This window comes from Mycobacterium sp. BK086 (genome assembly GCA_004362315.1).
Lineage (GTDB): Bacteria > Actinomycetota > Actinomycetes > Mycobacteriales > Mycobacteriaceae > Mycobacterium.
This window is the reverse complement of the sequence record SNWL01000009.1, coordinates 426,373-448,112: the sequence shown is the minus strand read 5'-3', so window position 1 is coordinate 448,112 and position 21,740 is coordinate 426,373. Positions and strand designations below refer to the sequence as shown.

Genomic DNA, 21,740 nt, shown 5'->3' with positions numbered 1-21,740 from the left:
ACCAGATCGGGGGATCGAAATGTTGTCAGTCCACGCTCCTGTCCAGCAGCCGGAAGCGACGCCTCGCGTCGTCGACACCCGGCCGACCGTGCTGATCACCGAGCAGGAAGTGAAGCTCCTGACCGCAGCGGCCATCGCAGCACCGGCCAAGCAGGGCCTGTTCTCGCGCTGGGTGGTGTCGCATCGGGAGGCCCGTGACGCGCGGCGCAACCGGCAGCGGTACTCGCCGGCGCACTACGAGTTCCTGGAGCACTCGGCGATGGCCCGGGCCATGGAACGGCTCTGAGGAGCCGTCCCGTAACGACCCAGCACGCTTGCGCGATTACGCCAACAGCAATTTCAAACGGGTCGGAGGACATGTGCGAGGTCGGTGGAAGGCCCTCTGCGGCGCATTGGTGCTGATTGTCGCGACCCTGTTCGGTGAGATCGGCACCGCTGCGGCTGACCCCCTACCCGCGCCCGTCACCAAGGATTTCTCCAATCCGGCGATCGTCATCCTCGGGTACGGCCTACTGCCGGACGGTTCGATGCGGATGATTCTGCGCAGGCGCGTGCTGACCGGGCTCGCCGTCGCGCAGATGTATCCGCACTCACCGATCATCGTGACCGGCGGGAATCCGCAGAACGGCGTGACGGAAGCCGCCCAGATGCGCCGGATGCTCACCACGCTGGGCTTCCCGGATCATCGGATCATCGTGGAGGACAAGGCCAACAGCACCGTGCAGAACGCGCAGTTCTCGGTGCCGCTGGCCAAGCAGGCCGGCACCTCGGGCATCATCCTGGTCACCTCCTCGACGCACCAGGGCCGCGCTGACGGCGATTTCGTGGATGCCGGCGCCAATCTGCTGGCCACCGTGAGCTATCCCGACGGCAATCCGACGCTCAACGTCACGCAGTTCGCCCACGACGTACTGAGCCCGCTCACCAACTTCGGCTGACTACTCTGGAGTTCGTGGAAAGCCCCGAACTCGTCGCTCTGTTGGCGGGCCGTCGCGTCGCGGTCCTCACCGGCGCTGGGATCTCCACCGACTCCGGCATTCCCGACTATCGCGGCCCGGATTCACCGCCGGCGAACCCGATGACGATCCGTCAGTTCACCTCCAGCCGCGCGTTCCGGCAGCGGTATTGGGCACGAAACCACCTGGGCTGGCGGCACATGGCCCAGACCCTGCCCAATGCGGGGCACCGGGCCCTGGCACACCTGGAGCGCGCCGGCGTGGTCAGCGGTGTCATCACCCAGAATGTCGACCTGTTGCACACCAAGGCGGGCAGCCGCAACGTGATCAACCTGCACGGCACCTATGCACAGGTCGTGTGCCTGGATTGCGGGTACACGATGTCGCGCGCGGCGCTGGCCGACGAACTCGAGGCCGCCAATCCCGGATTCGCGCAGCGCGCCGAACATCTCGGCGGCATCGCCGTCGCACCCGATGCCGATGCCGTGGTCACCGACACCGAGTCGTTCCACTTCATCGATTGCCCGTCCTGCGCGGGGATGCTCAAGCCCGACATCGTGTACTTCGGCGAGAGTGTGCGCAAAGAGGTTGTCGCCCAAGCCTATTCGATGGTCGATCAGTCCGATGCATTGCTGGTGGCCGGATCGTCTTTGACGGTGTTCTCCGGGTACCGATTCGTGCGGCACGCCGCCGCATCGGGTATGCCCGTTGCGATCGTGAACCGCGGTGCCACCCGCGGTGACGACCTGGCGACGGTCAAGGTGCACAGCGGCTGCTCGCCGATGCTGGCGCTGCTGGCCGACGAACTGTCGGGGCAGATGTCGGCTTAGACGGCCACCAGGTCGTCGGCGTGCACGGCGGGACGGCGCATTTCGGCGGGCAGGTCCGACGTCGATCGGCCGATCATCGTCGTGAGCTCGGTGGCGTCGTACGCCACGACCCCGCGGGCGACCATCTGCCCGTCCAGGTCGTGCAACTCGACCACGTCACCGCCGAAGAAGCGGCCCGCGACCGCAGTGATCCCCGCCGCCAGCAGCGACCGCCGCTGTTTGACCACCGCGCGCACCGCACCGGCGTCCAGCGTCAGCGCGCCGGCGGCCTCCGCGGCATAGCGAACCCAGAACCGCCGGGCCGACATCCGGTCCGGGCGCGGCGCGAACACCGTGCCCACCGATGCGTCGGTCAGCGCGGCACCGGCATCGGCGGCCGCGGCCAGCAGCACCGGAACCCCGGCGTCAGCCGCCAACAGCGCCGAGGACAGCTTGGACCGCATCCCACCGGTGCCCAATCGGCTGCCCTGACCGGCCACCACGCCGTCGAGATCGTCGGGCCCGGCCACCTCCTGGATGAAGCGGGCATCCCCCTTGCGCGGGTCGGCGTCGTAGAGCCCGTCGATATCGGAGAGCAGGATCAGCGCGTCCGCGCCGACCAGGTGAGCGACCAATGCCGAGAGCCGGTCGTTGTCGCCGAAGCGAATCTCGTTGGTGGCCACGGTGTCGTTCTCGTTGACGATCGCGACCGCGTGCAGGGCCCGCAGCCGGTTCAGCGTGCGCTGGGCGTTGGTGTGCTGCACCCGCATCGAGATGTCGTGCGCGGTCAGCAGAACCTGACCGACCGTGCGGTCGTAGCGGGCGAAGGCCGCACTCCAGGCATTGACCAGCGCGACCTGCCCGACACTGGCGGCGGCCTGTTTGGTCGCCAGATCGGTCGGGCGCCGGTTGAGGCCCAGCGGTTCGATACCGGCGGCGATCGCACCCGACGACACGATGACGACGTCGGAGCCGGCCTCCATTCGCGCCTCGATCGCGTCGACGAGCTGGGCCAGCCGGCCGGCGTCGAAAAGTCCCGACTTCGTGGTCAGTGCCGTGGTGCCGATCTTGACGACGACGCTGCGCGCCGCGCGCACAGCATCGCGGTACTGGCTCACCTGTCGTCCTCGTGCTCCCGGCGGTGGCGGCGAGCCTCTTTCCGCTCGGCGGCACCGATCCGGTCGTTCTGCTCCAGCCGGGCGTCGGTGCCGCGGCCGGTCGGCGTGACGTCGACTCCCGCCGGGGTCTGCGGCTCCCAATCGAACGTCATATCGCCGATGGTGACCGCGCAACCGGGCTTGGCGCCCAGCTTGAGCAATTGGTCCTCCACCCCGAGCCGGGCCAGCCGGTCGCCGAGATAGCCGACGGCTTCGTCGTTGTCGAAGTTGGTCTGTGCGATCCAGCGTTCCGGCCGGACGCCGCGCACGATGAATCCGCCCCGATGTTCGGGGTCGGCTTCGACGGTGAATCCGCTCTGGTCCACCGGAACCGGCCGGATCACCGGGCGCCGCGGCACCACTTCTGGCTGCGCGGCTTGATAGGCATCCACCATCTTCCAGAGCGCAAACGTCAGCTCTCGCAAGCCTTCCCGGCTCGCGGTCGACACCTCGAATACCGGCCAGCCGCGCGCCTCGACATCGGCGCGCACGAACTCGGCCAGCTCCCTGGCCTCGGGAACGTCGATCTTGTTGAGCACTACCGCCCGCGGCCGGTCGGCCAGGTCGCCCAGCGTCGTATCGCCTTGCAGCGTCGGACGATACGCGGCCAGCTCGGCCTCCAGCGCGTCGATGTCGGAGACCGGGTCGCGGCCGGGTTCCAGTGTGGCGCAGTCGACGACATGCACCAGCACCGCGCAACGTTCGATGTGGCGCAGGAAATCCAGGCCCAGCCCGCGGCCCTCCGAGGCGCCGGGGATCAATCCGGGTACGTCGGCGACGGTGAAGGTGTGATCCCCCGCCGACACCACACCCAGATTGGGCACCAACGTGGTGAACGGATAGTCCGCGATCTTCGGCTTGGCTGCCGAGATCGTCGACACCAGTGAGGATTTGCCTGCCGACGGAAAGCCGATCAGCCCGACATCGGCGACGGTTTTGAGCTCCAGGGTGAGCTCGCGCTCCTCGCCCTTCTCGCCGAGCAGCGCGAACCCCGGCGCCTTGCGGGCCCGGGATGCCAGCGCCGCGTTGCCCAGTCCGCCGCGGCCGCCCTCGGCAGCCACAAAGCGGGTGCCGGCGCCGACCAGATCGGCCAGCAGACGCCCGTTGGCGTCGAGCACGACGGTGCCGTCGGGCACCTTGACTTCGAGATCGGAGCCGTTGGCCCCCTCGCGATTACTGCCCATCCCCTGCGTGCCCGACGGGGCCGCGACGTGCGGATGGAAGTGGAAATCGAGCAGGGTGTGCACCTGCGGATCGACGACGAGCACGACGCTGCCGCCCCGGCCGCCGTTACCGCCGTCGGGTCCGCCGAGGGGCTTGAATTTCTCCCGATGGACCGAGGCGCAGCCGTTCCCGCCGTTGCCCGCGCGGGTATGGATGACGACGCGGTCGACGAAACGGGGCATCGGAGAGTCCTTTCAACCGCCGAGTGTGAACCTGGTGCGAGAAATCGGCCTCAACCTCGCAGTGGTTTCACACTCGCGAGTGAGACCTACTCCGGTCGCGCAGTGCGAACGATGTTGACGGTCTTGCGGCCGCGCTTGAGCCCGAACTCCACGGTGCCGGGGGCAGTGGCGAACAGGGTGTCGTCACCGCCGCGGCCGACGTTCACGCCGGGGTGGAAGTGGGTGCCGCGCTGGCGCACGAGGATCTCGCCGGCCTTGACGAGCTGGCCACCGAATCGCTTGACGCCGAGCCGCTGGGCGGCTGATTCGCGACCGTTGCGTGAGCTGGAAGCGCCCTTCTTATGTGCCATGTCAGTACGCTCCCTTACTTGATTCCGGTGACCTTGAGCACGGTCAGCGGCTGACGGTGCCCCTGCCGCTTGTGGTAGCCGGTCTTGTTCTTGAACTTGTGGATACGGATCTTCGGACCCTTGGTGTGCTCGAGCACCTCACCGGTGACCGCGACCTTCTCCAGAGCCTTGGCGTCAGTGGTCACCGTGGCGCCGTCGACGACCAGCGCGACGGGCAGCGACACCGAGCTACCAGCCTCGACCTCGAGCTTCTCGACCTTGACTATGTCTCCAACGGCGACCTTGTACTGCTTGCCGCCGGTCTTGACGATTGCGTACGTCGCCATCGTGTCCTCTGCCTTGCTCTGCGGGCGCGCGCTAACCGAAGCTGCGTGCGCGGGTCTGGGGGTGCGGGATCTTGAGCCCGCTGCCACCGGCGTCGGACGCCTGGCGACAACTGCTCAAGGTTACGTGACCAGCACCGGGAGGGTCAAACCGCCACTCTATGAGGTTGGCGGCCCTGCTGGGCGTGCCGCCGCCCGGCGCCGGTGCCTGCCGGCCGGCGCGGGTGGTGCCGCGGCCGCGACGGGCTGGTCGACGTCGTATTCGTCGGATTCGTCCTCGTCATCCTCGTCGTCGAGGTCGTCCTCGTCGTCATCGTCCTCGTCGTCGTCGTCAGAGTCGACGTCCAGGTTGTCCTCGTCGAGGTCCTCGTCGTCTTCGTCCAGGTCGACGTCGATTTCGTCGTCATCCTCGTCGTCATCGTCGGACTCGTCGTCCTCGTCCGAATCGTCGTCGTCCAAGTCCTCGGCATCCTCGACGGCGACCTCCTCGGTGACCTGCTCGGCGGTGTCGGCCTCGTCCTCGGACACGGCCTCCCGCTCGAGCTCGTCGGCCAACTCTTCCTCGGCCTCGTCGTCCTCGAGCTTGCCGTTGGCCGCCGCCATCGCCTTGAACATCGGGTGCTCACTGGTGTGCTGCGGCACCTTGGCCACGGGCGCGGCCTCTTCGGTGCGCCCGCGCTTGCCCCGCTTACCGCGCCGGCCACCGCCATTGCCGCCGCCGGACTCGGACTTACGCCCGGCCGCCTGCGTGGTGTCGACGGGATCGGCGTGCAGCACGATGCCCCGGCCGCTGCAGTGCGTACAGGTGGTGGAGAACGCCTCCACCAGTCCGGTGCCCAGCCGCTTACGGGTCAGCTGGACCAGGCCCAGGGAGGTCACCTCGGACACCTGATGACGGGTACGGTCGCGGCCCAGTGCCTCGGTCAGCCGCCGCAACACCAGGTCGCGGTTGGACTCCAGCACCATGTCGATGAAGTCGATGACCACGATGCCGCCGATATCGCGCAGCCGCAGTTGACGCACGATCTCCTCGGCCGCCTCGAGGTTGTTCTTCGTGACGGTCTGCTCGAGGTTGCCGCCCGCACCGGTGAACTTTCCGGTGTTGACGTCGACGACGGTCATCGCCTCGGTGCGGTCGATCACCAGCGTGCCGCCCGAGGGCAGCCACACCTTGCGATCCAGGGCCTTGGCCAGCTGCTCGTCGATGCGGTGCACCGCGAACACGTCCGGCCCGTCGCCACCGGCAGGCTCGTACTTGGTCAGCTTCGAAACAAGATCGGGCGCAACGGAATTGACGTAATCATGGATGGTCTCCCAGGCATTGTCGCCCGAGACGATCAGTCCGGAGAAGTCCTCGTTGAACAGGTCGCGGATCACCTTGACCAGCACGTCGGGCTCTTCGTAGAGCGCGACGGCGGCACCGGCTTTGTTGCCCTTGACCCGCTCGGCCTCCTCGGCGATCGTGGTCCAACGTTCCTGCAGACGGGTGACGTCGCCGCGGATGTCCTCTTCCTTCACACCTTCGGAGGCGGTCCGGATGATCACACCGGCGTCATCGGGCACGACGTCGCGCAGGATCTCCTTGAGCCGCTGACGTTCGGTGTCGGGCAGCTTGCGGCTGATCCCGGTCGACGACGCACCCGGCACGTACACCAGGTAGCGCCCGGCCAGCGACACCTGGGTGGTCAGTCGCGCACCCTTGTGTCCGACGGGGTCCTTGCTGACCTGGACGACGACGTAGTCGCCGGGCTTGAGGGCCTGCTCGATCTTGCGGTTGGCACCGCCGAGACCGGCGGCCTCCCAGTTCACCTCACCGGCGTAGAGCACACCGTTGCGGCCGCGGCCGATGTCGACGAACGCGGCCTCCATCGACGGCAGCACGTTCTGCACGATGCCGAGGTAGATGTTGCCGACCAGCGACGCCGAGGCCGCCGACGTGACGAAGTGCTCGACGACGACCCCGTCCTCCATGACGGCGATCTGGGTGTAGCGGGCGCCCTCGTGCGGGGGTTCGGTGCGGATCTTGTCGCGCACCACCATGACGCGCTCGACAGCCTCGCGGCGGGCCAGGAATTCGGCCTCGGACAGAATCGGCGGGCGCCGGCGGCCGGCGTCGCGACCGTCGCGACGGCGCTGACGCTTGGCCTCCAGCCGCGTGGAGCCGCTGATGCCCTGGATCTCGTTGGAGTCGCGTTCCTTCTCTTTGCGGGGCGCGCGCTCGTGGACGACGGTGTTCGGCGGGTCGTCGGCCGATCCGCCGTCGGCGTCCTCGCCGCCGCCGCCGGACTTGCGGCGCCGCCGCCTGCGGCGCCGACGGGTTGCCCCCTCGCCGCCGCCCGACTCGTCGTCACTCTCGTCGTCGTCGCCCTCGGATTCCTCGCCGGACTCGGCGGTCTCCTCGGTGCCCTCGGGCCGCTCCGACTCGTCGCGCTCCTCGCCGTCCGGGCCGCCCTGCTCGCCGCGGCCACGGCCACGGCCACGACGGCCGCGGCGGCGCCGCCGGTTGGCGGGGCGTTCGGACTCGCCGTCGGTGTCGGCGGCGGACTCGTCGTCCTCGTCCTCGTCGTCCTCGTCGGTCTCGTCCTCTTCGTCACGGGGCGCAGCACGGCGAGGTTCGGCCTCGACAGGCTGCGGGGCGACGAACAGCGGCATGTACGCCGCCTGCTCGAACGTGGTGGTCTCGAGGATCAGCCGCGACTCGGGCTCCTCGGCAGCCTCGGGGGCTTCGGCAGCCTCAGATTGCTCGACGACTTCGGGCGCCAGAGCATCCTCGGGCGCCGCGGCGTCGAGTGGCAGAGCCTCCTGGGCCGCCGGCTCGTCCGCGCTGTCGTCGGCACCGGCCGCCAGCACGTCACGGACCCGCACGGCGTCGGTGCGATCCACGCTGGAGTGCGGGCTGCGGGTGCGGCCGTCCAGCTCGCTCAAGGCGTCGAGCACGCGTCTGCTGGTGGTGCCGAGCACCCGTGCCAGCGAATGCACCCTCAAGCGGTCGGGCAGGTCGTCCGCAGCGGCAGCTGCCGCTGGGGGTCCCCACTGCTCCTGGGGTTCGGTTTCGGGTAGTTCCTGATAGAGGTCATCGTCGGCCACGTATTCTCCTCAAGCCCCCGGGCGCGTCATATCGACGCGGCCACGCGAGGGCTTCCGCTATTTGTCCGGGTTAGTTCGCCCGGACTTGTTTATGGTCTCGCTCCGAACTGTTCACGGGAACGGGTCCGGTGCCTGGCTGAATGATGGCTGTGACGGTCGGCGCCTCACCAATGGTGCTGCGGTGGTCGCGCACGTCGTAAGTCTTCATCCGGATGCGCTTTGGGGGCACATCCGCAGCCAGTATCCCACACCACAGGGGCTGTTCGAACGAGAGTGGCGCGGGAAGTGGCCTCAGGCGCCGGGGAACCAGAGGGCGATCTCGCGCTCGGCCGACTCCGGGGAGTCCGAGCCGTGCACGAGATTGAACTGCGTTTCCAGTCCGAAATCGCCGCGAATCGTGCCCGGTGTGGCCTTCTCCACCGGGTCAGTGCCACCGGCGAGCTGGCGAAATGCCGCGATCGCCCGCGGACCGTCGAGTACAGCAGCCACCACCGGGCCTGAGGTGATGAACTCCAGCAGCGAGTCGAAGAACGGCTTGCCGTCGTGCTCGGCGTAGTGCGCCCGAGCCAGCTCGTCACTGACCTGCTTGAGCTCCAGGGCAGCGATCGTCAGGCCTTTGCGCTCGATTCGGCTGATGATCTCGCCGACCACCCCGCGCTGAACACCGTCGGGCTTGATGAGTACCAGCGTCCGCTCAGTCATTCGCGCCATTCCTCCTCATCGCTTCGCTCCGCATCGTGACCGGCGCGGTCACGGCGCACAGCGTACCTGTCACCGGTGTCGCGTCGAGTGTCCGGATACCCCACTCTTGGCGACCCGTACTCGACTCCGCTCCAGCCCCTAGGCACGGACGACGGCGGAATCTAGCGTTCGACTTTGGGGGCAATAGCCACATTTCACAACTGGGGGAAACATGAGAAACGACAACGATTTCGTCCGCCGGATCCGCCGGCTATCGGGCGGCATGCTGTTCGGCGCACTGGCTGCAGGCACGTTGGCCACGCTGTCCCTGAATTCCGCGGGGACCGCCAATGCCAGCTGCGCGTCGATCAACGGCTTCAACATCGGTTCGGGTTGCCACACCACGGATTTCGGTGATTTCGCGCTGGGCATCGGCAACGTCAGCAGCGTCACAGCCAGCGGCGGGTTCAACACCGCGATCGCGTTCGGAAACGGCGCCTCCGCATCTAGCTACGGCCGACTGAACGTCACCGTCGCGGGCGGAACGAATGCCACCGCGTATGCGAACGGGACGCTCAACCGCTCGGTGGCCATCGGCAATCGAGGCAATAACGTCTACTACGGCGCGAACGACTACACCTATGCCAAGGCGAACGGCTCACTGAACTCGGCGTACGCCATCGGCAATGGCAATACCGCCGAGGTGGCGGGGGGCAACGTGAATCCGCTGCGCGGCCCTGGCTTCAGCACTGCGGTCGCCGTCGGTTATGGAAACGCCTCCAGTGCGGGCGTCGGTTCAGGCAGGCTCAGTATCGCCGCCGGTTCGCGACGGGAGGCACAGAACGGGTTGAACAACGGCGGCTACCACCCCGTGTAATCCGTTCGGCTTACGGGGGCGGCTGCTGACCCGGCAGCCGCCCTTGCCGCTGTCTGCGCAAGACCTCGGAGCGCAGGTACGCGATGAGCGCCCACACGACGACGAACAGGATTCCCACCATCCCCACGGCGGGATACACCACGAACCCGGCGACCAGGATGAGCTGCACACCCAGGTTCAGCCAGATGGCCCACGGCCTGCCCTGCACACCGGCCAGCAGCAGCAGGAACACCGCGAACCCAACCAGGTAAGCCGTCGACCAGGCAGTGAGACCGCCGCCGACCATGCTGACGACAGGCAGAGCCAACAGCACCACGATCGCCTCGAGAATGAGGGTCCCGGCCATGACCCCGCGGAAACTCTTCCAGGGATCGGGGGGCGCGGGCGTGTCGCTCATTGCGGGTCCTTCCCGAACAGGGTGCGTGCCGCACCCGCGGTCACCACGGATCCGGTGATCACGATCCCGGCCCCGGAGAATCCGTCGGAATCGGCGGCGGATTCCTCGACCAGCGCGGTGGCGGTCTCGATGGCGTCGGGCAGCGTCTCGGCGCGCAGCACCCGGTCCGGCCCGAATATCTCCTCGGCCTGCATGGCCAACGCGTCGACCTCGAGCGCGCGCGGTGAGCCGTTATGGGTCACGACGACCTGGTCGAACGCCGGCTCCAACGCGGTGAGGATGCCGGTGACGTCCTTGTCCCCCATCACCGAGAGCACACCGACGAGGAACCGGAAGTCGAACTCGGTGCCCAGTGCGTCGGCGAGCGCGCCCGCTCCGGCGGGGTTGTGGGCGGCGTCGACGAACACCGTCGGTGCGCTGCGCATCCGTTCCAGGCGGCCGGGGCTGGCGGCCGCGGCGAATCCGGCTCGCACCGTGTCGATGTCCAGCTGCCGGTCGGCTCCGGCACCGAAGAACGCCTCGACAGCGGCCAGCGCGACGACGGCGTTGTGCGCCTGATGCTCGCCGTGCAGCGGCAGGAAGATGTCGGAGTACACCCCGCCGAGGCCCTGCAGCTGAAGCACTTGACCACCGACGGCCACCTGGCGGCCGAGCACGGCGAATTCGGAGTCCTCGCGGGCTACCGCGGCGTCGGACGTAACCGCCTGGGCCAGAAGCACTTCCATTGCCTCGGGTACCTGGCGGCCGATGACCGCGACGGTGTCGGTCTGGACCAGCTCGCCGCGCGGCGGGGCGATGATGCCGGCCTTCTCGGCGGCGATCTCGGCGACGGTGTCACCCAGGTATTCGGTGTGGTCGATGCCGATCGGGGTGATCACCGCGACCGGTGCGTCGACGACACTGGTGGCGTCCCAGCGTCCGCCCATCCCGACTTCGACGACGGCGACGTCGACGGGTGCGTCGGCGAAGGCGGCGAACGCCATCGCGGTGAGCACTTCGAATTTGCTCATCGCGGGGCCGCCGTCGGCCTGCGACTGGGCGTCGACGAGCTGAACGAACGGCTCGATCTCGCGGTAGACCTCGACGTAGCGGGCCGGGCTGATCGGCTGGTTGTCGATGGCGATGCGCTCGACGGCGGATTGCAGGTGCGGGCTGGTGGTGCGCCCGGTCCGGCGGCTGAAGGCCGTCATCAGCGCGTCGACGATACGCGCCACCGACGTCTTGCCGTTGGTGCCGGCGATGTGGATGCACGGATAGCTGCGCTGCGGCGAACCCAGCATCTCCATCAGCGCCTCGATGCGGGCGGTGCTGGGCTCCAGCTTCGTTTCCGGCCAGCGCTGGTCGAGCAGATGCTCGACCTGCAGCAGCGCGGCGATCTCGTCGGGTGTCGGCGGTTCGATCGTCATGCCAGCGCAGCCAGTCGCGCGGTGATCCGCTCGACTTCCTCGCGGGCCAGTTGCTGGCGGGCGCGGATCTTGGCGACGACCTCATCGGGCGCCTTGGCCAGGAATGCTTCGTTGCCGAGTTTGGCTGTGGTGCCTGCCAATTCCTTCTCGGCGGCGGCCAGGTCCTTCTCCAGGCGGCGGCGTTCGGCGGCGACGTCGACGGTGCCCGAGGTGTCGACCTCGACGTTGACGGTGCCGGCAGACAGGCGCACCTCGATGTGTGCGCTGGCGTTGAAGTCGGCACCGGCGTTGGTCAGCCAGGCCAGCGCGGTGACCGGGGCGACCTGAGCGTCCAGCCCGGCCGCATCGATTCCGGAGAGCCGGGCAGGTACCTTCTGCCGGTCGGCCAGGCCCTGGTCGCTGCGGAACCGCCGGATCTCGGTCACCAGCTTCTGCACATCGGCGATCCTCTGGGCCGCAACCGGATCCAGCGCGACACCGGAGGCCGTCGGCCACTGCGCGATCACCAAAGACTCGCCACCCGTGAGTGCCTTCCACAACGCCTCGGTGACGAACGGCATGACCGGGTGCAGCAGCTTCAGCAGCGTGTCCAGCACCGCCGCGAGCACCGCGGTGGTATGCGAAACACCCTCGGCCAACTGCACTTTGGCCAGCTCCAGATACCAGTCACAGAACTCGTCCCAGGCGAAGTGGTAGAGCGATTCGCAGGCCCGGCTGAACTCGTAGCCGTCCAGAGTCGAATCCACCTCGGCCCGAACCTCTTCCAGGCGACCGAGGATCCACCGGTCGGCGTCGGTGAGGTCGGCGGCGTCCGGCAGCGGAGCCGGTGCGGCGCCGTTCATCAGCGCGAACCGGGTGGCGTTGAACAGCTTGGTGGCGAAGTTGCGTGACGCCCGGGCGGCGTCGTCGCCGATGGACAGGTCACCGCCGGGACTGGCGCCCCGGGCCAGCGTGAACCGCAGCGCGTCGGCACCGAACTGCTCGACCCAATCCAGCGGATCGATGCCGTTGCCCTTCGACTTGCTCATCTTGCGGCCATGCTCGTCGCGGATGAGCCCGTGCAGGAAGACGTTCTCGAACGGCACCTGCGGACCGCGCGTGCCGCCCGAGGTGATCGTGTCGTCGCCTGACACGAACGTGCCGAACATGACCATCCGCGCCACCCAGAAGAACAAGATGTCGTAGCCGGTCACCAAAACGTTTGTCGGATAGAACTTCTCCAGTTCCGGCGTGCGGTCCGGCCAGCCCATCGTCGAGAACGGCCACAGCGCCGAGGAGAACCAGGTGTCCAGCACATCGGGGTCCTGCTCCCAGCCCTCCGGCGGGGTTTCGTCCGGCCCGACGCAGACCTTCTGGCCGTCGGGGCCGTGCCAGATCGGGATGCGGTGGCCCCACCAGAGCTGGCGCGAGATGGTCCAGTCGTGCATATCGTCGACCCACCCGAACCAGCGCGGTTCCAGGCTCTTCGGATGAATCACGATGTCGCCGTTGCGAACCGCGTCGCCGGCCGCCTTGGCCATCGACTCGACCTTGACCCACCACTGCAGGCTGAGCCGAGGCTCGATCGGCTCGCCACTGCGCTCGGAGTGCCCGACGCTGTGCAGGTACGGCCGCTTCTCGGCGACGATGCGACCTTCGGCCGCCAGCGCCTCGCGCACCGCAACCCGCGCCTCGAAGCGGTCCATACCGTCGAATTGCGTTCCGGTGTCGGCGATCCGGCCCTTGGTATCCATGATCGACGGCATCGGCAGATTGTGCCGCACGCCGATCTCGAAGTCGTTCGGGTCGTGGGCAGGGGTGACTTTGACTGCACCGGTGCCGAATTCGGGCTCGACGTGATTGTCGGCGACAATCACGATCTCCCAGTCGCGGTAGGGATGCGGAAGCGTCTTGCCGACCAGATCCCGGTAGCGGTCGTCGTCGGGGTGCACCGCGATCGCGGTGTCACCGAGCATCGTCTCCATCCGGGTGGTGGCCACCACGATGTGCGGTTCGGAGTCGTCCATCGAGCCGTACCGGAAGGACACCAGCTCACCCTCGACGTCCTCATACTTGACCTCGAGGTCGCTGATCGCCGTCTCCAGGACCGGTGACCAGTTGACCAGCCGCTCGGCCTGGTAGATCAGCCCGGCGTCGTACAGCCGCTTGAAGATCGTCCGCACCGCGCGGGACAGCCCCTCGTCCATGGTGAATCGGTCGCGGCTCCAGTCGACACCATCGCCGATCGCACGCATCTGCCCGCCGATGGTGCCGCCGGATTCCCGCTTCCAGTCCCAGACCTTGTCGACGAACAGCTCCCGGCCGAAGTCTTCTTTGGTCTTGCCGTCCACCGCGAGCTGCTTCTCGACCACGCTCTGGGTGGCGATGCCTGCGTGATCCATCCCCGGCAGCCACAGCACCTCGTAGCCCTGCATGCGTTTGCGCCGGGTCAGCGCGTCCATCAGCGTGTGGTCCAGGGCGTGGCCCATGTGCAGGCTGCCGGTCACGTTCGGGGGCGGCAGAACGATCGAATACGCGGGCTTGCCGCTCGTGGCGTCGGCCGTGAAGTAGCCGGCGTCGACCCAGCCCTGATACATCCCCGCCTCTACCGCACCCGGCTCCCAAGACTTGGGCAGGGCGTCGGCACGAGAGTTGTCAGTGGTGGTCACCCGACAATTCTAGGAACGCGCCGAGCAATGCTTCCGACCGCCTGCGATCCGCGCTATTTTTTCCCGCCCAGCAGCCCGCCCAGGATGTCGCCGATGGCGCCGCCCTTCTGTCCACCGAGCACGCTGCCCAGAATGCTGCCCAGCGGGTTGTCCCCGCCGGCCGACGCGCCGCCTGCGCCGCCGAGGATGCTGCCCAGCACATCGCCGAGCCCGCCGCCGGAGGTCCCGCCCTGAGCTGAGGACTGCTTGCCCAGGTAGGCCAGGACGATGGGGATCAGGATCGGCAGCAGCTTCTTGATCAGGTCGCCGCCGCCGGCACCGGATCCGGCCAACGCCGAGGCCACCTGATCGGTGTCGTTGCCGCCGAAGATCCGCGCGACCATCTGCTCACCCTGACCGGCGCCTTCGCCGGTGGCGATGGCCGATTCCAGTTCACTGGAGTCGATGTCGTCGGAGGCGACGTTGTGCTGGATGCCGCCGACGAGCGTGGGCACCAGGGTCTGGATCGCCTGATTCACCTCACCCTCGGGAGCACCGAGTTTGGCGGCGATGTCCGCCACCGGAATCTGGCTGTAGAGATCATCGAGACCGGCCATGATGTCCACCTTCATTGCTGGATGTGTGGCACTACCAGCCGACGCTAGTCCTCGAGGCGGACGGTCTCCAGAGAAATCTCCGCGGCCGGGAATCGGTCGAGCAGCGCATCGCCCATGGCAGCGGCGGGGGTGAGCACACCACAGAGATCGGAGAGCTTGTCGCGGTCCAGCGCCAGCGCCAGCCCGCACTCGCCGAGCATCACCGCGGTGGCCTTGTATCCCGGATCGCCCTGCTGGGCGATGGTGGCCCGGTAGCGCGCGCCGGTCGTGGTGGTCGTGTACGTCTCGGCGCGGTAGTAGCCGCGGTCGCGGGTCTGCTCGCTGGGGCCGGTGCCCGGTTTGGGCGCGACGCGCTCCACCAGCCGGCGCGGCAGGAAACGGAAGAACCGGCTGCCCAACGCCACGACACCGTTGTTGGCCGCGCTCGCCACCGCCGAGGCGACCGGTGCTGCGACCGAGGAGCCGACGCTCATGTTCTCGGCGTAGCGGAACCGGCGGCCGTACGCGTAGTTCAGAAGTGCGTTGCTGCGCCGCACAATTCGGGTGTTGTACATCGCCATCACGAAGCCGGTTGTCCATGTGCCCGCCAGTTCGCGCGCGATATTGGCGCCGCGCCGCCACGGCAGGTCGGGCTGGGGGCCGAGCTCGGGTTCGACGGCCCGGTCCTGCGTCAGCGTGTAGGGGTCCTCGAGCATGCGCCGGGTGTTCGGGTCGTTGGACGAGGCGCGAAAGACCTCGATCATCGAAGCTACGGTGCCGCCCGACACCCCACCGGAGAATCCACGCAGCACGAAGTCGGTGTCCCCGAGCTCGCCGGTGCCGTCGCGCTGGGCTTGGCGATAGAGGGCGAACACGCTCATATCCGAAGGGATGGAATCGAATCCGCACGCATGCACGATTCGCGCGCCGGTATCGACAGCCTGCTTGTGGTAGTCGTCGATGCTCTGCCGCACGAACATCGCCTCACCGGTGAGGTCGGCGTAGTCGGTGCCAGCCGCCGCACAGGCAGCTACCAGCGGCAGTCCGTAGCGGGTGTAGGGGCCGACGGTGGTGATGACGACGCGGGTGCGTGCGGCCATATCGTTCAGCGACGACGGCGACCCGGCGTCGGCGGTGAGGATCGGCCAGGACTGCGCGGCTTCGCCGAGTGTCGCGCGCACCGCCAGCAGCTTGTCCGGCGATCGGCCGGCCAGCGCGACCCGGACGTCGCCGCCCTTGCGGGCCAGGTATTCGGCGGTGAGCTTGCCGACGAATCCCGTGGCTCCGTATACGACGATGTCGAATTCCCGCTGCGCTGTCGTCATGAGTGCCAACCTACCGGTCGGTCAGCCCAGCGTTTCGGGCAACTGCACCTGCTCCCCCAGCACATGCTCGGCCAAAAACGCCGTGACCACCTGGTACCAGATCTTCGCGTGCTGCGGAGACAGCACCCAGTGGTTCTCCGACGGGAAGTACAGGAACCGATGCGCCGTGGAGCCGTCGGCGGCGGCCGGCAGGCCGGATTCGGTCAGCAGTTCGTACCACAGCCTCAGCGCCTCGCCGATGGGCACGCGGTAGTCCTTGTCGCCGTGGATCACGAGCATCGGGGTGGTGATGTTCCCGACGAAGCGGTGCGGTGAATTGGCTTGTGCCATAGCCGGTGTCATCTCACGGGCCCAGTAGTAGGCGCCGTCGGTGGTCGGGCCGAACTGATCGAGCGCCCACAGGCTGGCGTGGGTGACGATCGCCGCGAAACGGTCGGTGTGCCCGGCCACCCAGTTGGCCATGTACCCGCCGAATGAGCCGCCCATCGCCGCGGTGCGTGTGGCGTCGATGCGCGGGTCTGCCACGGCGGCATCCACGGCGGCCATCAAGTCCTCGTACGGCGGCCCGCCCCACGCGCCCCAGCCCCGCTGGATGAACTGCTGCCCGTAACCCGTGGACAGCGCGGGATCGGGCAGCAATACCGCGTAGCCGCGCGCGGCCATCAGCCACGGGTTCCACCGCCACGACCACACATTCCAGCTGCCAAGCGGCCCGCCGTGAATCCAGAGCAGCAGCGGCGCGGGTTTGCCAGTGTCGATTCCCGGGTCGCTTCGCTCCTGCCCTCCGGAGCCGGGCAGCACCAACCATGACCGCACCGGTGTGCCGTCGGCGGCGGTGGCGACGATCTCGGTGAGTTCGCCCGGCAGCTCCGGCAGGTCGACACACGGCAGCGCGGTGATCGCGCCCGACGGGTCGATGCGCACCGGGTGCGGCGGCGCCGCATAGGAGGTGCGTAGCGCGTAGACGATGCCGCCGGGTGCGCCGGTGACATCGCCGTAGCTGAAGTCGTCGGCGGTGATCTGGCGGACACCGCCGTCGAGTCCGATCGCGAAGATCGGGTGACGGCCGTTGTCGTCGCCGGTGACCAGCACCGCCGAACCGTCCGGGGTCCACGTCACCGAGGCCGGCCAGCGATCCCAGCCGGTCGCCAGCTCCGCCCACTCTCCTGTGTCCAAACTCAAGTGGCACAACGTGATTCGAGGCGCCTGCTCAGGTGTCGACACGGTTTCGCGGGTGAACGCCACCCGGGTGCAGTCCGGCGAGATGGCGGGATGTTCCAGGTCGGCCTCGAGGTCCTCGGCGAGCACCGAGCGGTCGCCGGTCTGCAGGTCGACGCGCATCAGAACCGAGCGCAGCGCCGCGTCAGGGGCGGACACCCGCCAGCTGGTGACGGCGAAGGTGCCATCCGGACTGACAACAAAATCGGTGTCGCCGAGTGCGGGACCAGGTTCACGAGTCAGGTCGGTCAGAGCTCCGTCGGGCGCGACGCCGAACAGGTGGGTCTGGTCGGGTCCCAGATCCTTGTCCCAGTGGCGAACCGGATAACCGGAGTGCAGGATTGCACTGATCTTGTTGTCCTTGCGCAGTTTTCGAAGCCGCCGGTCATCGTCGACGGTGTCGGCCGACGGCAGCAGCGGCGCACCGATCACAACGGCCGACGCGGCGCGAGCGGTCCGCACCGCGCTGATCCCGGCGGGAAGTTCGGCCAACAACCCGGCCTCCCCACCCTCGGCAGGCAGCCGCCACAGCGCGGCGGGCGGCTTGTCGTCGTCTTCGGTCGGGCGCACCGACGTGAACAACAGGTCCCCATCGGCGGTGAAGACCGGTGCAGATTCCCCCTTGGCGCCGCGAGTCAGCCGACGGGCTGGCGCTTCCCCTGCCGGATCGAGCTCCCATACCGCGGTGACGTATTCGGTTTTCGCGGTGTTGAGTTCGGCGATGCACACGACGACCCGTGATCCGTCCGCCGACACGGCCAATCCGGAGACTCGCGGCAACGCGAGGTAGTCGTCGAGGTCGTCGAAGGAGCCCGATGTCATGAGCACACGTTACGTTCAGGAGATGGCCGAGATCGCTGTCGTGGGCGCGGGGATCGCCGGACTCGCGTCGGCGGTGGCGCTGTCGCGTCGCGGCCATTCCGTCACAGTGATCGAAGAGCGCACCGACACCAGCTCGGGCGCGGGGATCAGCATCTGGCCCAACGCACTGGCCGCGCTCGACGAGCTGGGCCTCGGCGACCGGGTACGCGCCGCCGGCGGCCGGATCACCGCGGGAGCCATGCGCTGGAAGGACGGCAGCTGGCTGCGCCGCCCATCCGGTGAACGGATTGTCACCGCGCTGGGCGAACCCCTGGTGGTGTTGCAGCGCGTCGCCCTTCGCGACATCCTGGCCGGCGCGCTGGCGCCGGGCACCGTCGTCGACGGGGTCGGGGTGCGTGGCCTGAGCACCACGGCCACCGGGGTGCGCCTGCAGCTGACCGATGCCTCGACGCGTGAGGCCCAGGCGGTGGTCGGCGCCGACGGCACCTTCTCGGTCGTGGCCCGGCATCTCAACGGCCCACTGCCCCACCGCTACGCCGGCTACACGGCCTGGCGCGGGGTGTCCTCGCTGGCGATCGACGCCGATCTGGCCGGCGAGACCATGGCGGCCGGGGCCGAGGTCGGTCATGTCCCGATGGGGCCCGATCAGACGTATTGGTTCGCCACCGAGCGCGCGGCCGAGGGCGCCGCCTCACCGGGGGGCGAGCTCGCCTACCTGCGCGCCACGCTGGCATCGTGGGCCGCGCCCATCCCGGCGATGCTGGCGGCGACCGATCCGGCCGATGTGCTGCGCAACGACCTCTACGACCGCGCCCCCGCACGACGCTGGGCCTCGGGGCCGGTGGTGCTCGTCGGCGACGCCGCGCATCCGATGCGGCCCCATCTGGGCCAGGGCGGCTGTCAGGCGATCGAGGACGCCGCGGTGCTCGGCGCATTCACCGACCTGTCCCCCGATCTGCCTCGCGCGTTCGCCGCCTTCGAGGCGTTCCGTAAGCGCCGGGTGAGCACCATCGTCGCGGAATCGCGCCTGATCGGCCGGATGGTCAACCTGCGGCCGGCGGCGCTCAGCGCGCTGGCCAGCCGGGCCACCGTGGTGCTGCCGGAGGCCGTCGCCACCCGCCATCTCGCGTCGATCGCGGCGGTCTCGGCGTTTCGGCTGCCCGGTAGCCGCTAGCGCAGGCCGAGCGCGTTGGCGATGGCACGGCCCGGATCGTGGAAGGCCTGGCACATCTTGTTGAAGTCGATCGACTTGAACGGGCCGCTCAGGACGTTCGAGCAGGCGCCCTGGGCCGGAGCGGGCGCGCCACCGGCGACCGGGGTGGCGAACGCGGGGGTGCCGGCGGCCTGGCCACACGACGGCCACGCGCCCATGCCCTGCTTGCGGGCGACGTTCTCGGCGACGCGGATCTGCTCTTCGCGGGTGGCCTGGTGCGGGGCCCCGGTGCCGCCGTTGGCGGTCCAGGTCGCCTGCTTGAACTGCAGGCCGCCGGAGAAGCCGTTGCCGGTGTTGGCGGCCCAGTTGCCGCCGGACTCGCACTGAGCGACCGCGTCCCAGTTCACGCCGCTGTCAGCGCTGGCATTTCCGATGCTCAGAACGAATCCGGCCAGGGCCAGCGCTCCGGAGATGACTGCGAGGGTGACGATCCTGCGCAAAGTGCTCATTGGTTTTCCCTTCCCGACAAAGGGGGCACTGTTGTGCCGCTGTGATGTGAATCGCAGCTTGTGATGCACCTGTTACAGGCGTGTCGCTTGATTTACCTGAGAATTTTGATAAGAGAGTGGCGCAAGAAATAAGGGTGGCGCCGGATCCGCAGATCCGGCGCCACCCTTATAGAGAGCTAGCTCAGCCGCGACGGCCGCAGACCGGCCATGCGCCCCGGCCCTGGCTACGCAGCACGTTCTCGGCCACGCGGATCTGCTCGTCGCGCGATGCCATGTGCGGGGAGCCAGAGCCACCGTTGGCACGCCAGGTGCCCATGGTGAACTGCAGGCCGCCGTAGTAGCCGTTGCCGGTGTTGATTGCCCAGTTGCCGCCAGACTCGCACGCCGCGACCGCGTCCCAGTTCATGCCATCAGCTGAGGCAGTACCGGTGCCGACGACCATCGGGGCCACCAGGGCGGCGCCGCCGATCGCGGCGATCCCGAGGGAGCGTACGAGTGAGGTGCGGACGTTCTTCAAAACTTTTCCTTTCGCCGTGCAGGCGCCGGTGCCATCCCGTCGCCATCGGACGGGTACAGCCCGTTGCCGGGGCTGCCGGAATTCGGGTCGTGCCGTCTCGGTCGGGCACGACAGCGCGGCCGGCGGGAATCAAAACGACTCACAGAAAGGCCCTTCGGACCTCCCGGCCCCGCTCACACGCAGGGTTCGAATTTATGGAGTTATCGGTGGAGATGTTTGCTCCCATAGGGACCGGGTAGGACCGTACAAAGCGGATTAGAGGAAGTCACATCAACGACACGCTTATCTCGGTTCGATAACAGGACGATCACGACGCGGACCTATGAGTTGTCTGTGCAGGTCACCCCGGCGTGTCGCGACCAGGCTTTACATTGACACGCCCGTCAATTTTGTGATCTAAATCACGCACTATTTGTGGGCTGCGACACAGGATCCCGTTACGCAAAGAGCTCAATCGAGCGTGTGCGTGCCGCTGAGACAGGCGATTTCGGCACTGACGGTGCGGAGGGGCCCGAATCGTTAGCTGCGAAGCCTTACCCTTCAGCGCCGTTAGAAACGCCCAAACACCTTGTCAGCAAATGACTTTCACCTCGGCGCGGCGCGTTCATCAATGCACCTGCCGTGACGGCGCGATGGTCGGATACTGCCGTCGGAGCTCAGAATGCCTTGCGCGGCAGGCATGTTCGAGATAGTCCGAAAACGCCAAACCGCCCTACCAGCGGGCACTCCCCTGTGTTCCGCCGGCGTGGCCACCGACAAATCGGGGCGGTGCGAGTCCGCCACGAAAAGGCCAGATATTGACGCCTTCCCAGACGGCGGGCAGCCGAGATACGTTCTGGCTCAGCGGATCTAGCGCCTGAAAAACCGGCGATGAACACAATATGTCGAATTGATAAATGCTAATTTGAACTCATTGCGCAAATTGTGCGCAATTGCCGCTCTAAAGCGCTATTTGCTGCTGCAGATCAGCCGGGGAATTGACGTTAGCCAGCGCCGGGCCTGCCGGGATGACGATCCGCTGGGTGACGACGGTTTCGGCCAGCGCCCGCATGCTGCGCTCCCCGGCAGCGACCAGGGCGTCGATGTGATCGGCGAGGTCGGTGCGATAGACGCCGGCCAGGTAGTGATCCCGGCCGTCCCAGGGCAACACGATGTCGACGCCCCGATGCTCAGCCAGTTCGTCGATGACGTCGGTGGTCAGGAAGGGCATGTCGACCGCGCTGACGAACGCGCGCTCGAGACCGGCTGCCGCGGCGGCCCGAAGTCCGCGGCCGGTGGCCAGCAACGGGCCCACTCCGCGGACCTCGTCTCGCAACACCTGGGCGTCCAGCGACGGAAGTGCCTGGCCGGGAGCGGCGATCACGAACACCGGCGCGCACCGAGAACGCAGGACTCCGACGGTGAACTCCACCATCGTGGTGCCGCTGTTCGGATGCTCGAGTGTGGCCTTGTCCCGGCCCATACGCCGCGACGCCCCACCAGCCAGTACTACTGCGGCCAGCGGGGCGGGCGTAACCATCGGTG

19 protein-coding genes and 1 pseudogene are annotated in these 21,740 nt (G+C 68.0%); 5 read left to right on the top strand and 15 right to left on the bottom strand.

The window, feature by feature from the left end; genetic code table 11:
* The first annotated feature begins 19 nt into the window (after positions 1-19).
* The 3 genes from EV580_RS31370 to EV580_RS31360 all read left to right on the top strand — a co-directional run bounded on the left by EV580_RS31370 (position 20) and on the right by EV580_RS31360 (position 1,786).
* Positions 20-286 carry a hypothetical protein gene (locus EV580_RS31370; RefSeq protein WP_133696642.1) on the top strand — a complete coding sequence of 89 codons (267 nt, stop codon included), beginning with the start codon at positions 20-22 and terminating at the stop codon, positions 284-286.
* 115 nt (positions 287-401) lie between these two features.
* Positions 402-938 carry a YdcF family protein gene (locus tag EV580_RS31365; RefSeq protein ID WP_370629555.1) on the top strand — a complete coding sequence of 179 codons (537 nt, stop codon included), beginning with the start codon at positions 402-404 and terminating at the stop codon, positions 936-938.
* 14 nt (positions 939-952) lie between these two features.
* Complete coding sequence (locus EV580_RS31360; RefSeq protein WP_133696639.1) at positions 953-1,786, top strand: NAD-dependent protein deacetylase; 834 nt, start codon at positions 953-955, stop codon at positions 1,784-1,786.
* Here the strand turns inward: EV580_RS31360 and proB are convergent.
* From proB to ndk, 6 genes are all read right to left on the bottom strand, one after another.
* Entirely contained in the window at positions 1,783-2,883 is a 1,101-nt protein-coding gene (proB, locus tag EV580_RS31355; RefSeq protein WP_133696637.1) for a glutamate 5-kinase, read from the bottom strand. The genes EV580_RS31360 and proB overlap by 4 nt on opposite strands.
* Complete coding sequence (gene obgE / locus EV580_RS31350) at positions 2,880-4,328, bottom strand: GTPase ObgE (protein WP_133696636.1); 1,449 nt, start codon at positions 4,326-4,328, stop codon at positions 2,880-2,882. Before obgE ends, proB begins: the two co-directional genes overlap by 4 nt.
* Positions 4,329-4,414: 86 nt before the next feature.
* Complete coding sequence (gene rpmA / locus EV580_RS31345) at positions 4,415-4,678, bottom strand: 50S ribosomal protein L27 (protein WP_133696634.1); 264 nt, start codon at positions 4,676-4,678, stop codon at positions 4,415-4,417.
* A 14-nt stretch (positions 4,679-4,692) separates the two neighbouring features.
* On the bottom strand, positions 4,693-5,004 hold the full coding sequence (gene rplU / locus EV580_RS31340) for a 50S ribosomal protein L21 (RefSeq protein WP_059018069.1): 312 nt from the start codon (positions 5,002-5,004) through the stop codon (positions 4,693-4,695).
* 156 nt (positions 5,005-5,160) lie between these two features.
* Positions 5,161-8,088 (bottom strand): ribonuclease E, encoded by a 2,928-nt coding sequence (rne, locus tag EV580_RS31335; RefSeq protein ID WP_133696632.1) that lies wholly within the window; start codon positions 8,086-8,088, stop codon positions 5,161-5,163.
* Between the two features lie 291 nt (positions 8,089-8,379).
* The gene (gene ndk, locus EV580_RS31330; RefSeq protein WP_133696630.1) at positions 8,380-8,790 is read right to left on the bottom strand and encodes a nucleoside-diphosphate kinase; all 411 of its coding nucleotides are present in this window, start codon (positions 8,788-8,790) and stop codon (positions 8,380-8,382) included.
* Between the two features lie 211 nt (positions 8,791-9,001).
* On the opposite strand from ndk, the gene EV580_RS31325 reads away from it, so the two are divergent.
* The gene (locus EV580_RS31325) at positions 9,002-9,646 is read left to right on the top strand and encodes a hypothetical protein (RefSeq protein ID WP_133696629.1); all 645 of its coding nucleotides are present in this window, start codon (positions 9,002-9,004) and stop codon (positions 9,644-9,646) included.
* A gap of 10 nt (positions 9,647-9,656) precedes the next feature.
* Here the strand turns inward: EV580_RS31325 and EV580_RS31320 are convergent, their stop codons facing one another.
* From EV580_RS31320 to EV580_RS31295, 6 genes are read right to left on the bottom strand one after another with little or no spacing between them, the layout of a single operon-like run.
* Positions 9,657-10,043, bottom strand: coding sequence for a DUF4233 domain-containing protein (locus tag EV580_RS31320; RefSeq protein ID WP_133696627.1), 387 nt, complete (start codon positions 10,041-10,043; stop codon positions 9,657-9,659).
* Positions 10,040-11,449 carry a bifunctional tetrahydrofolate synthase/dihydrofolate synthase gene (gene folC, locus EV580_RS31315; protein WP_133696626.1) on the bottom strand — a complete coding sequence of 470 codons (1,410 nt, stop codon included), beginning with the start codon at positions 11,447-11,449 and terminating at the stop codon, positions 10,040-10,042. Before folC ends, EV580_RS31320 begins: the two co-directional genes overlap by 4 nt.
* Positions 11,446-14,097: a valine--tRNA ligase gene (locus EV580_RS31310; RefSeq protein WP_133696624.1), complete on the bottom strand. Its 2,652-nt coding sequence runs from the start codon at positions 14,095-14,097 to the stop codon at positions 11,446-11,448. The genes folC and EV580_RS31310 overlap by 4 nt, the downstream gene beginning before the upstream one ends.
* A gap of 53 nt (positions 14,098-14,150) precedes the next feature.
* Positions 14,151-14,693 carry a DUF937 domain-containing protein gene (locus EV580_RS31305; protein ID WP_133696622.1) on the bottom strand — a complete coding sequence of 181 codons (543 nt, stop codon included), beginning with the start codon at positions 14,691-14,693 and terminating at the stop codon, positions 14,151-14,153.
* Positions 14,694-14,737: 44 nt separating this feature from the next.
* The gene (locus EV580_RS31300) at positions 14,738-15,997 is read right to left on the bottom strand and encodes a saccharopine dehydrogenase family protein (RefSeq protein WP_133696621.1); all 1,260 of its coding nucleotides are present in this window, start codon (positions 15,995-15,997) and stop codon (positions 14,738-14,740) included.
* A gap of 21 nt (positions 15,998-16,018) precedes the next feature.
* Positions 16,019-18,037 (bottom strand): S9 family peptidase, encoded by a 2,019-nt coding sequence (locus EV580_RS31295; protein ID WP_133696619.1) that lies wholly within the window; start codon positions 18,035-18,037, stop codon positions 16,019-16,021.
* Between EV580_RS31295 and EV580_RS31290 the strand changes: the two genes are divergently transcribed.
* Positions 18,036-19,211, top strand: a complete 1,176-nt coding sequence (locus tag EV580_RS31290) for an FAD-dependent oxidoreductase (protein WP_502703951.1) — start codon at positions 18,036-18,038, stop codon at positions 19,209-19,211. The genes EV580_RS31295 and EV580_RS31290 overlap by 2 nt on opposite strands.
* On the opposite strand, the gene EV580_RS31285 is transcribed toward EV580_RS31290, so the two are convergent.
* The 3 genes and pseudogenes from EV580_RS31285 to mobA form a co-directional block, all read right to left on the bottom strand.
* Positions 19,208-19,699: a transglycosylase family protein gene (locus EV580_RS31285; protein WP_133696617.1), complete on the bottom strand. Its 492-nt coding sequence runs from the start codon at positions 19,697-19,699 to the stop codon at positions 19,208-19,210. The genes EV580_RS31290 and EV580_RS31285 overlap by 4 nt on opposite strands.
* A gap of 181 nt (positions 19,700-19,880) precedes the next feature.
* Positions 19,881-20,114: pseudogene (locus EV580_RS31280) on the bottom strand (transglycosylase family protein); the annotation flags it as partial.
* A 1,042-nt stretch (positions 20,115-21,156) separates the two neighbouring features.
* A complete protein-coding gene (gene mobA / locus EV580_RS31275) occupies positions 21,157-21,735 on the bottom strand; it encodes a molybdenum cofactor guanylyltransferase (protein WP_133696614.1) in 579 nt (192 codons plus the stop codon).
* Positions 21,736-21,740 lie beyond the last annotated feature (5 nt).

Coding starts and splice junctions, on each gene's coding strand:
- mobA (WP_133696614.1), bottom strand. CDS start 21,735: ATGGTTACGCCCGCCCCGCTGGCCGCAGTAGTACTGGCTGGTGGGGCG.
- EV580_RS31325 (WP_133696629.1), top strand. CDS start 9,002: ATGAGAAACGACAACGATTTCGTCCGCCGGATCCGCCGGCTATCGGGC.
- EV580_RS31320 (WP_133696627.1), bottom strand. CDS start 10,043: ATGAGCGACACGCCCGCGCCCCCCGATCCCTGGAAGAGTTTCCGCGGG.
- rpmA (WP_133696634.1), bottom strand. CDS start 4,678: ATGGCACATAAGAAGGGCGCTTCCAGCTCACGCAACGGTCGCGAATCA.
- EV580_RS31300 (WP_133696621.1), bottom strand. CDS start 15,997: ATGACGACAGCGCAGCGGGAATTCGACATCGTCGTATACGGAGCCACG.
- EV580_RS31295 (WP_133696619.1), bottom strand. CDS start 18,037: ATGACATCGGGCTCCTTCGACGACCTCGACGACTACCTCGCGTTGCCG.
- folC (WP_133696626.1), bottom strand. CDS start 11,449: ATGACGATCGAACCGCCGACACCCGACGAGATCGCCGCGCTGCTGCAG.
- EV580_RS31290 (WP_502703951.1), top strand. CDS start 18,036: ATGAGCACACGTTACGTTCAGGAGATGGCCGAGATCGCTGTCGTGGGC.
- obgE (WP_133696636.1), bottom strand. CDS start 4,328: ATGCCCCGTTTCGTCGACCGCGTCGTCATCCATACCCGCGCGGGCAAC.
- rplU (WP_059018069.1), bottom strand. CDS start 5,004: ATGGCGACGTACGCAATCGTCAAGACCGGCGGCAAGCAGTACAAGGTC.
- ndk (WP_133696630.1), bottom strand. CDS start 8,790: ATGACTGAGCGGACGCTGGTACTCATCAAGCCCGACGGTGTTCAGCGC.
- EV580_RS31285 (WP_133696617.1), bottom strand. CDS start 19,699: ATGAGCACTTTGCGCAGGATCGTCACCCTCGCAGTCATCTCCGGAGCG.
- EV580_RS31370 (WP_133696642.1), top strand. CDS start 20: ATGTTGTCAGTCCACGCTCCTGTCCAGCAGCCGGAAGCGACGCCTCGC.
- EV580_RS31305 (WP_133696622.1), bottom strand. CDS start 14,693: ATGGCCGGTCTCGATGATCTCTACAGCCAGATTCCGGTGGCGGACATC.